Here is a 12,099-nt window from a genome sequence, read left to right as displayed (position 1 = left end):
AGTTGGGTCGGAAATCCTTGAGGCAACGATGTCTTATCGCTGCCGTTGGTTTGAATATTTGAACTACCGCCCTTTGATGCAGCGCTATTGGGAAGAAGACCCGAACTTTCGCCACGAAGCGGCGCCCAAACCGCGTTTGACTGATGCGGATTATCATCCTGACTACCTGTCCGAAAAGATCGGAGAGGCCAAGCGGCTGGAATGGGCGGCCGAGAAGTTTTTTGTCACGACCGAGGAAGAGCCGCTGTTCGATGCCGCTGATGTTCTGCGGTTCGGCAAGGATCTGGTGGTGCAGCATGGCTTTACAACCAACCTCAAGGGCATTGAATGGATTCGCCGCCACTTCCCGGATCATCGGGTTCATGCGGTGAACTTCCCCGGCGATCCCTATCCGATCCACATCGACGCAACCTTTACGCCGTTGCGTCCCGGTTTGATCCTGAACAACCCGCAGCGCCGGTTGCCCCAAGATCAGCGCGAGATGTTCGAAAAGAATGGCTGGGAAATCGTGGATGCTGCGCAGCCGGCGCACAATCAGCCACCGCCGCTTTGCTATTCGTCGGTTTGGCTGTCCATGAACGTTCTGGTTCTGGACCCAAAGACGGTCTGCGTTGAAAAGTCCGAAGTCTATCAGGCCGAGCAGATGGACAAGTTGGGTATGGAAGTCGTCGAGGTCGAATTGCGCGATGCCTACGCCTTTGGTGGCGGCCTGCATTGCTGTACCGCGGACGTCTACCGTGAAGGCAAGTGCGAAGACTACTTCCCGAACCTTTGACCGACGGGCGGCGCGTTATTGCGCCGCCATTTCCCGGCCTGCTGTCTGGGGTAGCCAAACTTCGAAAGCGGCCCCACCAGCCTCCAGGTTTTTCGCTGAAATGATCCCGCCGGCACGTTGAACAATGGTCTGGCTGATTGAAAGGCCCAGCCCGGTGCCTTCGGCTATTTTGGTGGTGTAAAACGGGTCAAATACCGAGGCGATGCGATCCGCCGGTATGCCAGGGCCAGTGTCCTGCACGGTCAGGCACGCACCGGGTACACCTTCTCGAGATTGTGGAGACACTTTCAAAGTCAGCCGGCCCTGATCGCCCATAGCCTGCAAAGCGTTGACGATCAGATTGATGACGACCTGTTGCAGTTCTCCGGGATCAATTCGAACAGAAGGCACCTGATCCAGGACCGTAACGGTTTCGATTTGGCTGCGTGTGAGCATGTGTTCGACCAGAACAAGGCAGTCCGCAACGATTGGAGGGATGTCGACCGCAGTCGCAGTTTCCGCGTATTCGCCGGGGCGGGCGAACTGCAACAGCTTTCCGACGATCGCGGAAATGCGTGTCACCTGCCGGTCGATCAGATCCAGCTCGGTCCTCACGGGTTCGGCGTTGTCAGCCAGCGTTTCGCGCATGACGTCCACATTGCCCTGAATCACGGCAACCGGGTTATTGATCTCATGCGCGACACCGGCGGTAATTTCGCCGATGGAAGCCAGTTTTTCGCTCATGACCAGCTGTTGAAAGGTCTGTTCCAGTTTGGCGTTTGCTTCGCGCAGTTCTGCGGTGCGCTGATCGACCCGTTCGTTCAATTCTCCGGCCCAAGTTCTGAGATCTCTGTCCCGATCCTGTATCTGGTTCAAAAGGCTGTCGAGGTGCGCCGCAACCTGACCGATTTCGTCGCGTGACCCGATGCTGCCGTTGCGTGCTGACAAATCGCCATCTTCAACCCTTTGCATGGTCTGGGTCATGCGTTCGAGCGGGGCAAAGATGCCACCGGCGAGCCACAGGAAAACCGGAACCGAAATGGCCAGAACCGCAATAAATGCGCCGATCATCCAAAGGTAGGCTTCGCGTTTGGCAGCGGCAAAAGGTGCCTCCAGAAATCCGACGTAGAGCATGCCGACACGCTCACCAAAGCTGTCGGTGATTGGCAGGTAACCCGAGATGTACCAGTCGTTCACAACAAAGGCCCGATCCAGCCAGGTTTGGCCCTTGTCCAATACGCCACTGCGGACAACAGCGGATACGCGAGTGCCAAGCGCGCGAACGTCTTCGAACAGTCGAACGTTTGTCGATACGCGCACATCCTCAAGAAACAGGGTCGCCGTGCCCTGACGTTCGCCACCAGTGACGGCGTTCAGATAGACCAGCGCGTTGATCGTATCGATAAAGTCCAGATTCCGGTTCAGGAGAATGCCGCCAACCAAAACGCCATCATGTCCGGGCACGCGCACAGGGGCGGCGGCGTGGACGACCATGCCGCGGTCTTCGACGGTTCTTTGTGTTGGAACGGCTGCTTCTGTTGCAATCAGCTGAATACGGGCGCGTCCTGCCAGTCTGCCCGGCAGCGCCTCAAGGTCTTTTGCGGCAAAGATATCAACGGCGGTGCGAGGTGTGCCCTGCAAAGCGGTTTGCACAACGGGCCACCGTTCAGCAGCGTCCTGTGCGGCGCCCCGTGGCAGGTAGTACAGAAAGTCGAGACCAAGCTCAGCGCGCTTGGTTTCGAAGAACTGGCCGGCCCGCTCGGGTTCCTGCATCAGGATGTTGGTGAAGTCCGCCGCTTCGGAAATGCCGCGCAAGTCCAAGCCGGTGCCTTCCATAATCCGTGCGAGATATTGCTCGGCAATGCGCAGGTCGCTTTCCACATTGGCAATCAGCACTTCGTCGTAGTCAGCCGTCCAGCGCGTCATTCCAAGAATGAGCAGCAAAGGCATGAGCACGATCAACGGCAGCAAGGCCAAGGTCAGCAATCGAAGGCGGACTGAGGTTAACATGGTTTGAAAAGCTTAGAGCAGGGCAGTCGATAACCGCAACAAAACACTGCCCACGTACAGAAAACGCCATTCAGAAATGTCACCGGGTTTGCAAAGCGGGAGTGTCACTGTGATTGCAACTGTAGCATGACTTGTAAGCCCGTAGCCCCCGCATTTCGAAGGGATGAAAAGCCTTGCGGCGGTCGGTGGATTTCGCATGCTGTCCTTATGACTGTATTTGTTAAAAAGTTATCCGTCTGGACAATTGCCACGGCTTTGATTTCAGCTGCTTTCTTTGGTCTAGGACTGACTGTTGGTATTTCTTTGGGTAGTTTGAACGCAGAGATCGATTTTTGCGCGGATTCGACATCCGGCCGCTATATCTTTGATGACAGTGCGCGTCGCGACGTTTGTGATTGATAGCGTTGAAATCTTGACGACCAGTCGCGACAGCTGGTGATTGCAGCATGGGTGGCGCGCTTGTTCATCATGAGTTCGTTTTGCGAGGAGAGTGATGCCGTTGTCTTGCGGCTACATGCGCAACGCGCGTAATCCGTTTTATGTTAAGTGATTGTAGTGCTTTTGTTTGGAGGTCCTCCAGATTATTCCAAACACTTCTTGAACCGCTCGACGCAGCGGGCCGGACCGTCGTGCTTTTAAGCGTTCTTTTTGGGGTCAGTTGCGGACAGGGGCGAAATCCTGCGCTAAGGGATTTTTAGTCTCCATATCTCAAACGAACAGCGAGCCGAATTTCAGGTGCATAGATATGCATCACTTGATGCTCACTGCTTCCGTGGATGGAAAACCATGCACCCGGGTGTTGTAGAATGTCCCAGATTTCCTCGCCGTAGCCGTCGATGCCTATGCCGTCGGGCTTATAGGGGAAGTCGGCCATGCCAATAAGACAATTCTTTCGGCCGCGAAGATCTGTGTCGGAGGGGACAGGCGTAGCCCGCCAAGCACCCAATTTTGCAAAGTTTTGGCTATACCCTCGGGACATCAAGCGAATATTTGGCGGCGTTTGGGGGCTGCCTTCCGCGATACGAACAACGACAAAGGTACAACCATAGGCGTGGAATTTCCCTGTTCTATGGGTTCTTTTGATCGCCAAGACGCGTGAGATTTGGATATCCTCAAAGACGTGTTCGGCTAACTCTCTGCCACTGCGTGGCAAGCAAGATGTTAGAAACATCATTGAAAGCATAACCGTGAATTTCGCCAATATTGGAATGAACCGGCGCTGATCAATTTTGCCATGACCGTGGGGTATCTTCATGAGGCAGCCCTTTGACGTTTGGCAATGGCGAGGACAGTGTTTTTGCTGATACCGAAGTCGCGGGCGATCCATCGGTAGGTGCGACCCTCTTCGATAAGCGCCCTGACTTTGGGCGTTGACCGGGTTGGCGGCCGAGCTTTTTGCCGCGCGCCTTTGCGGCTGTGAGGCCGGATTTGATGCGCTCGCTCATAAGGTCGCGTTCGAACTGGGCGATGACCGCCAGCTTGCAGCCAGCCTTGTCGGTCACTGCGTTTGGACAGAGCTCGGAACCGTGCAGGCGGCATCTTGGACCGATACCACTGAATATTCAGCGCATTCGTTGCATCAGCCAGTGGTGGGTGCTCTGACATGTCCCTGCCCTCCTGCGGAAATCATGTATTCATGTACAGAGCCTAGCGGCTATCGCAGGACCAGTACAGCGCAGGGTGCCCGCCGAACCACGCGAGATGTGGTGGACCCAAGAAAATAGTCTTCGACGCCGGGCTTGTGCGAATTGATCACAATCAGATCCGCGCTTGTCTCGGCCGCCAAATCAGGGATGGCAACGCCGGGTTTTCCTGTGAGCACCGAAACCGCAAGCCCGTCCTGCCCTTTGGCAATGTCTTTCAGGCGGTTTTTAAGGGTCTCACGAATATGCTCGGCTGGTTTTACAGCCGCGTATTCAGCGACATAGGCAGGCACGTCTTCAAAGACGGCGACCAAGGTCATCGTGCCACCCGGTGCCAGAAGCTTGCGGGCGGTATCAATCGTCGCTTTGACGTCTATTTCGTGATCCAGCGCTATCGGGATCAATATGGATTTGAACATGGGGCTATCCTCAAAAAAGCCAGGCGCATGAGGACGCCTGGCTTTGATCTGGTGTTATGTCGCAACGTGGCTGACGTCTTTGTCCGGCGAGTAGATGTCCAGAATGTTCCAATGCCCCGTGGTCGGCGTTGGGTTGTTGATCATCGGAACATCGAGAACGGTTGGCTTGCCACTGGCAATTGCGGCCTGCAAGGCTGGCAACAATTCGTCTGCAGCACTGATCCGGATGCCTTCTGCTCCATAGGCTCGTGCAATTTCCGCGTATCCGGGGCCGTTGGTGGGCGCGTCAGGTGTGCCGGGGAATGTTGTCCCGTATGTCAGGCCGTAGTGCGCTTTTTGCAGCCCTGCGATTGTCCCGAACGCATTGTTGTTCATCACCAGCCAAATAATGCCGAGGTTCAGTTCGACCGCGGTGGCCAGCATCGAAGGATTTTGGCCAAAGCCACCATCGCCGACCAAGCTGATCACGACGCGGTCCGGCGCGGCAAGCTTTGCGCCCAAGGCTCCGGGAGGACCGAAACCCATGGTCGCGAAACCACCCGGTGTCAGGATCGATCCCGGCGTCAGAATATCGAATTGCTGACCAACGCCATTCTTGTTCCAACCCACGTCCGTCGTGATGATCGCATCATCTGGCAAGGCTGCGCGGGCGTCTGCCAGAATGCGTTCTGGCATCATTGGAAAGGCGCTCGAGGTTTGCATCTCGACATTCGATGCTTTGAACGCTGTCCGGAACGCGGCGATTTCGGCTTTTTTCTCGCTGCGGTCAAAGCCTTCGGGATACATTTCCTTGGCAACGCGCGTCAGAACCCGCAGCGCTGCCTTTGCATCGGCAACAACGCCGATTTCTGTCGGATAGTTCCGACCAATTTCCTGCGGCTCAATATCGATGTGGATGACCTTGGTGTCGTTGCCTTCAGCGCCGATATTGAAGGTGTAACCCGGGTACCAGCTGGAACAATCGGCTTCTTTGAACCGTGTCCCGACCGCGAAAACGTAATCCGCGTTCAGGCAGCTTTGATTGACGAGTTCGGTACCCCAGAACCCGGTCATACCCATCACCAGCGGATGATCGTCGCGCAAGGCGCCCTTGCCCATCAATGAATGCGCGACTGGCAGCCCCATGTGCTCTACGAAAGCACGCAATTCTTCGCTGGCTTTGCTCAGCAGAATGCCGCCGCCTACGTAGGCAACCGGTTTTTCCGCTTTGGCCAGCGCAGCGACAATTTCCCGTGCCGTGTCATCATCGATAGAGGGCTTGCGAAGCGCAGCCGTGTTGCGGGCCACGCGGTCGAATGTGTCTGCCGGGATGACCTCGCTGAAGATATCCATCGGAACATTCACCAGAACCGGGCCGGGCTGACCGCTCTCGGCAAGATGAAAAGCCTTCTCGAGGATTTCCGCCATCAGGTCGGCACGATCCACCCGCCAAGCGCGTTTGACAAAGGGGCGGTAGATTTCCCACTGGGCTGCATCGGCATGCAGGTTCACCTCTTGGTGCGGATGCTTGCCATAATAATGCGTTGGAATATCGCCTGCGATAACCACCATCGGGATGCAATCAAGCGCCGCGTTGGCAACACCTGTTGCGCAGTTTGTCAGACCCGGGGAGAGGTGGGACAGAACAACCGAAGCCCTGCCCTGTACACGCGCATAGGCGTCTGCGGCGTGGCTGGCAATTTGTTCGTGGCGAACAGTTACGAAATCAATCGGGCTCTCCGCCAAGGCTGCAAGCACCGAAATATTCGTATGACCACATAGCCCGAAGACATGCGTGACCGAGCGCCGTTCGAGAAAGTCGACGATGTGCTCGGCGACTGTTTTTCCGGTCAGTTTGCTGCCGTCCATTATGCTACCTCCTGACCAAAGAACTCACCAAACAGCTCTTCTTCAGAAGGGCGGTCTTCGGCGATGGGGCGGCTGACCCACGTGTAGTTCATCATGTGCTTCATGGTGACGTTTTCGTTGGTGATGTTCCCACCCCAGATCCCGCAACCGAGACTCGAGGTCATGGGCATCCCGTTGGTCCAGGCGCCTGCATTGGCCTTTGACTGCGGTTGACGCACCATCATCCGGCTAACGGGCGCAAGGCGCGCAAGGCGGTCGATGTTTTCGTCATTGTGGCTGTAGATGCCACAGGAATGTCCAGTGCCACCGACCGCATAGATCTGGCTGACCGTCTCCAGAGCATCGTCAAAGGTCTCAAAGTGGTAGAGCGCCATCAGCGTTGTCAGTTTTTCTTTGCTGAACTTGTGCTCTGGGCCAATCTGCCCCTGATTTTCGACCATCAGAAACTTGCGGTCTTCCGGGATTGAAAAACCGGCGACGTCCGCTGTTTGCTGGGGGCGACATGCAATCGTCGGGAAGGTGCGATTGCCCTTTTCGTCCCACATGGCCTTTTCCAGCAGGGCCTTTTCCTCGGCCGAGCACAAATACCCGCCTTCTGCCTCCAATGCGGCCACCATCTGATCGTAGATCGAGCGCTGAATGATGATGTTGCCATCAGCGGAACAGCCCGACCCAAAGTCAGAGGTTTTCGATATCCGGGTATTCTGCGCGGCAATGTCGATATCTGCCGTTTCATCAATCACAATGGAAGAATTGCCCGCGCCAACACCATAAGCAGGCTTGCCGCTGGAGTAGGCTGCCTGAACCATGGGTTTGCCACCCGTCGCCAATGTCAGATCGCAGATTTGCATCAGATACTGAGTCAGCGGGATCGACGGCTGACGGATGGCCTGGAACAGATCCTCTGGCGCGCCTGCAACGCGACAGGCGTTGCGCATAACTTCGGTCATTTCCCAAGTTGTCTGAGCTGTGCGCGGATGCGGAGAAAAGATAACCGCGTTGCGCGCATTGGCAGACGAAACCCCGGTTACAGGTGGGGTCATCGCCGGGTTGGTCATTGGGATGAGCGAGGCAATCACACCCGCAGGCTTGGCGTATTTGACCAGACCCCGCGCTTCGTCGACTTCGACAATGCCGGTGGATGGGGTACGCAGCACATCGCGCAGAACCATGTGGATCTTGAAACGTTTTGCCGGGCGTCCCGCGCGGTCGCCAATGCCGGATTCATCAACGCCCTGCTGTGCCAGACGGGTAAACGTCTTTTCGTTGCCAGCGTGCCAGGCAATGGCCTGACTGAGGCGATCCAGTTGCGCCTGGCTCCAGTCTTCGATCTGTTTTTGCGCAACGCGGGCGCGTGCGACCATATCCTCGGCCAATGCCCGTTCGTCTTCGGTCAGTTCTCTTGCCATGTCAGGCGTCCTTCTTTGTGTATTTTCAAGCTGCGTTCGCCAGGGGCGTGCGTCGTTTGGATCTGGCTGATCCAAAGGTCTGCCTGGCGTGATCGAGGCATCGTCTGGCATGTTCCTCGTAACCGAGTTCTGCGACACGGCTCTGGTTCGGAAGCTCGATCGAATAGTTCATCGGGGGGCAGCGTTCGATTATTCCCTGAAAATCGATCCAGCCCTCGCCGGGATAAAGACGGGCATCTCTGGCCAGTTGGATCATGCCTTCGCGCGTATCCGCGATACCCGGCAGGCAATCCGAAATATGCAAGAAGTGCAGCCATTCCTGCGGCACATGCAGCAGTTCACCCAGATCAACCCGGCTGAGATGCAAATAGAGGGTATCAACCAGAATACCGCCGTTGGGGCGGTCAGCGGCGCGCACGATATCAAGCACTTCGTCCAGTGTGCGCAGCCGGGAAAAAGATGGAAATTCCAAATCGACCGTCAAACCGTAGGGCGCAGCCAAGTCACAGGTTTCCGCGTAGGTATCGAGGATAAAGTTGCGGTCGTCGCGGCGCGGCGTCCAAGCAGACATGATCATGTGCCGCGCGCCCAGCTCCCCGCCCAGCTCCAGCGCAGGCTCAAAATCGCGTGGATCGCAGTCTTCGGTGATCCGTGCCAGTTCGATGTCCAGCACGTCCAAACCGGTTGTCGCCAACGCTGTCTTGGTGGCCTGCACTTGCGCGGGATCCAAAGGGGAATGCGCAAACTCACCTGGTACGTTCATCGGAATGAAACGCGGACTGACCGCATCATACCCGGCCCGCGCCGCCACATAGACGAGCTCGGCAGGCGTGCAATTGATCAGCGTCAGATGAGCCAGCGAAAAGAGCGGCTCTTCGTTCATTGGATTTGAAACAGGCATAGGACGCACCCTCCGACTCGGCAATTGTGCGGTATGCCCTATGATTTACAAAATATCAGATATTTTGTAAATCATCATTTTCGTTGCCTTCATACGGAAACCCAGTCGCCCCCGGACTCGTGCGACCGAACCGTGGCGTCGATGAACCTGACACCGTCTGCGCCCTGCTCCACGCGGGGCATGTCCAACCATGTCAAAGGAACGGATCGCCCGTCCTTGCGCGCCGCAACGGCCATGGCAAACTCGGTATAGAGGTTGCCCCAGGCTTCAATAATGCCTTCGGGAAAGCCGCGCGCCGTTCTGACCAGCCGTTCCACACGGCCAGTCACACCATGCCCGTGGCCCCGCGACAGTATTTGATCCGGTTGGCCAAAGCGGTTGAATTTAAGCTGATCGCACTTTTCCAGATCCCACTCCAAACCACCTTCTGACCCGAAAATCCGCAGCCGCAGACCACCCCTGTTTCCCGGTGCAAGACGGGTCGCCATCAGCGTTCCGGGCACAGAATTGTCAAAGCGTGTCCAAGCGAAAAAGGTATCCTCCAAGGGTTTTGGCGCACCGCACACATGAAACTCTGCCCGCAACTCAGACAGTGGCAGATGGCTTACGAAACTGGCCAGATGGGCCGCGTGTGTACCGATATCCCCAACACAGGACGTGCGCCCGGATTTGGCGGGATCCAACCGCCACTGAACATGGGGCGCATCGGCGACGTTGTCAGGCGTCATCCAATCCTGCATGAACTCCACATGAATCTGATTGATTGCTCCGATGCCGCCGTCTTCAACGATCTGACGCGCCTGCCGGATCATCGGAAAGCAGGACATCACGTAGGAAACGCCAAAAACACTGCCGGTTTCCCGGGCAAGCTCAACAAGTGTCTGAGCTTCATCGATCTCATTTGTCAGCGGCTTGTCACAGAGCACGTCTATACCGGCCTCAAGGAAGGCTTTCGCAGACGAAAAATGGACATGGTTGGGTGTGGTGATCATCACGGCATCCACACCGTCTGGGCGCTTTGCCTCTGCCTGCGCCATTTCCTGAAACGATGCATAGCAGCGGTCTTGCGGCAAATACCAATCGGCAGCGGCTTTCTTGGCCCGGTCTGGATCAGACGAAAAAGCCCCGGCGGTGATTTCCCACATGTCTGTTAGCCGGGCGGCCGTTGCTTGCATTCCGGAAATGCGGCCACCTCCGACAACACCCAACCGAAGCCGTCTGGACAGACGCGGGAACGGTCCATCAAAATCGATCTTTTCAGGCAGAATAGACATAGATCAGAGCTCCGGAGGTGTCGCGCCGTCAGGCAACATTTCGACGGCCATGAAAACAGAAGGCGTGATGGTTTCAAACTGGTGCCAAGGATAGTTGCCCTCAGCATCATACATGGGCTTATGCGTCGTGCCGGGTGCCATAGGTTCTTCGAGATAGAGTGTCCCGATATCCTTCTCGCGGCATTGCTGCATTTTGCCGAAACCGACGATCTGGGTGTGCACTTCACGAAACCCCGGAACCGGGCAAAACGCGTGCTCTTTGTGCAAACCGACATTCAACGGCACAGAAGCCGAGTGATAAAGCGTGAAGCCGAATTGTCCGAGCCAGACCTTGGGCGACATGTAGTGTTCAACACCGCGCAGGCGTTCCTCGCCGCGCACTTCAAACGCCGATGGCCAGGTTTTCCTGATCGCCGCCATCAACAACTCATCGTCACTGTGACGCGACAAGCCTTCGATCACGATCGCATGTTTCACATTCTCGATCGCTGTTTGATACAGGACCACGGACTCAAGCGGCCCGACAGTCTGCTCGCGTACGGTGATCGGCGCATCTGACAAATTCAAAACAATCGTCTTGTCGTGAATGTCATAGCGATCTTCGTCTTGCAGAACGCGCAGTGCAAAGAAAGGATCGCCAATTGTCAGGTTTTCCACGGTCATGTGTTCACTCCCAAATCGACATTCAGACCAGTCTGTTTTGTTTCCGGCAGCAGCGGCGGCCGTTCGCATGTGCTTTGGATGTTAACGAACTGACCCAGTCCCGGACTATCCAGCATACCCTGCATCACCTCACACAAATGTTGGCCCAATGCGCCGCTCGCCCTTGGTGATCTACCATCGCGAATGGCCTGCACCATCTCGGCCAGACCGACTCCACGGGCATCAAAATTCAAACCGTGCGTATTCTCTGCTATAGCCCAGTCGGCAGGTGCTGCTGGACGGGGGCGCATGGTCCATCGTGAGGTTGCCCGAGTGCGCAACCAGACCGGACCTTGAAAGATGTTTGCTCCATCACCGGGATCCGGATCAGGGATGCACAAAGTGCCATCAGTCCCGTAGATTTCGACACGGGGTGTTTCGCTTTCCCAGACATCAAAGCTCACCATCATCTGCCCGATGACGCCACTTTCGAACTCGATAAGACTCAGGCAGTGGGTATCAACTTCCACCGGCATCATTTGACCGTTGCGCGGCCCGTTTTCGATCATGCGTTCAGGGAAGGTTTTGCGCGACAGGCCCGCAACCCGGGCAATCGGCCCAAGACAAAAGACCATGGCCGCCAGATAGTAAGGGCCAAGGTCCAGCAAAGGGCCGCCACCTTTCGCATAGTAGAAATCCGGGTTTGGATGGTGCCGTTCAACCCCATGGGTTGGCACGAATGCGCTGACACCTGTCACCTCACCAATTGCACCGGCATCAATGTATTTGCGAAGTGTTTGCCAACGCCCCCCCAGAAAGGTGTCAGGCGCGTTGCCCACCGCAAGGTTTCTCGCAGCCGCGAGATCAAGGACTTTCTGACCATCCGCCAGATCCGTCACAAATGGTTTTTCTGAATAGACGTGCTTGCCAGACTCAAGCGCAGCGATTGAGACGCCAGCGTGGGCCGCAGGAATTGTTAGGTTCAGAATACCGTCAATATTCGGGTCCGCGATGATCGCATCCGGGGTCGCAACGTTGGGAATTCCAAATTGCGCCGCCTTCGCCTTGCTTTCTTCCATATTGAGGCTGCCGCAGCACATGATATCGAGGCCTTCGAAATCTGCGCAGTTCTTCAGATACACGTCGCTGATTTTGCCCGTGCCGATCAGCCCGACACGAAAAGGATTGGTCTTCATTGG

11 protein-coding genes are annotated in these 12,099 nt (G+C 56.3%); 2 read left to right on the top strand and 9 right to left on the bottom strand.

The window, feature by feature from the left end; genetic code table 11:
- On the top strand, positions 1–775 hold a 775-nt coding region (locus tag PFY00_RS18450; protein ID WP_271434075.1), incomplete at its 5' end, for a serine/threonine protein kinase.
- Positions 776–790: 15 nt separating this feature from the next.
- Here the strand turns inward: PFY00_RS18450 and PFY00_RS18445 are convergent.
- Positions 791–2,764, bottom strand: coding sequence for a sensor histidine kinase (locus tag PFY00_RS18445; RefSeq protein WP_271434074.1), 1,974 nt, complete (start codon positions 2,762–2,764; stop codon positions 791–793).
- A 207-nt stretch (positions 2,765–2,971) separates the two neighbouring features.
- On the opposite strand from PFY00_RS18445, the gene PFY00_RS18440 reads away from it, so the two are divergent.
- Positions 2,972–3,163, top strand: a complete 192-nt coding sequence (locus PFY00_RS18440; protein ID WP_271434073.1) for a hypothetical protein — start codon at positions 2,972–2,974, stop codon at positions 3,161–3,163.
- A 295-nt stretch (positions 3,164–3,458) separates the two neighbouring features.
- Here PFY00_RS18440 and PFY00_RS18435 read toward each other — a convergent pair whose 3' ends face one another.
- The 8 genes from PFY00_RS18435 to PFY00_RS18395 form a co-directional block, all read right to left on the bottom strand.
- Positions 3,459–4,019: a hypothetical protein gene (locus PFY00_RS18435; protein WP_271434072.1), complete on the bottom strand. Its 561-nt coding sequence runs from the start codon at positions 4,017–4,019 to the stop codon at positions 3,459–3,461.
- A 399-nt stretch (positions 4,020–4,418) separates the two neighbouring features.
- The gene (locus PFY00_RS18425; RefSeq protein WP_271434071.1) at positions 4,419–4,826 is read right to left on the bottom strand and encodes a universal stress protein; all 408 of its coding nucleotides are present in this window, start codon (positions 4,824–4,826) and stop codon (positions 4,419–4,421) included.
- A gap of 54 nt (positions 4,827–4,880) precedes the next feature.
- Positions 4,881–6,674 carry a thiamine pyrophosphate-binding protein gene (locus PFY00_RS18420; protein WP_271434070.1) on the bottom strand — a complete coding sequence of 598 codons (1,794 nt, stop codon included), beginning with the start codon at positions 6,672–6,674 and terminating at the stop codon, positions 4,881–4,883.
- Positions 6,674–8,194: an aldehyde dehydrogenase family protein gene (locus tag PFY00_RS18415; RefSeq protein ID WP_271434069.1), complete on the bottom strand. Its 1,521-nt coding sequence runs from the start codon at positions 8,192–8,194 to the stop codon at positions 6,674–6,676. Before PFY00_RS18415 ends, PFY00_RS18420 begins: the two co-directional genes overlap by 1 nt.
- Complete coding sequence (locus tag PFY00_RS18410) at positions 8,109–8,984, bottom strand: sugar phosphate isomerase/epimerase family protein (RefSeq protein ID WP_271434068.1); 876 nt, start codon at positions 8,982–8,984, stop codon at positions 8,109–8,111. The genes PFY00_RS18415 and PFY00_RS18410 overlap by 86 nt, the downstream gene beginning before the upstream one ends.
- An 89-nt stretch (positions 8,985–9,073) precedes the next feature.
- Positions 9,074–10,258 (bottom strand): Gfo/Idh/MocA family protein, encoded by a 1,185-nt coding sequence (locus PFY00_RS18405; RefSeq protein WP_271434067.1) that lies wholly within the window; start codon positions 10,256–10,258, stop codon positions 9,074–9,076.
- A 3-nt stretch (positions 10,259–10,261) separates the two neighbouring features.
- A complete protein-coding gene (locus PFY00_RS18400) occupies positions 10,262–10,921 on the bottom strand; it encodes a hypothetical protein (RefSeq protein ID WP_271434066.1) in 660 nt (219 codons plus the stop codon).
- A complete protein-coding gene (locus PFY00_RS18395) occupies positions 10,918–12,096 on the bottom strand; it encodes a Gfo/Idh/MocA family protein (protein WP_271434065.1) in 1,179 nt (392 codons plus the stop codon). Before PFY00_RS18395 ends, PFY00_RS18400 begins: the two co-directional genes overlap by 4 nt.
- Positions 12,097–12,099: the final 3 nt, after the last annotated feature.

This window comes from Thalassococcus lentus, assembly GCF_028023555.1.
Taxonomy (GTDB): domain Bacteria; phylum Pseudomonadota; class Alphaproteobacteria; order Rhodobacterales; family Rhodobacteraceae; genus Thalassococcus_A; species Thalassococcus_A lentus.
The sequence above is the reverse complement of the archived record's forward strand: the minus strand, read 5'-3'. Positions and strand labels throughout refer to the sequence as shown.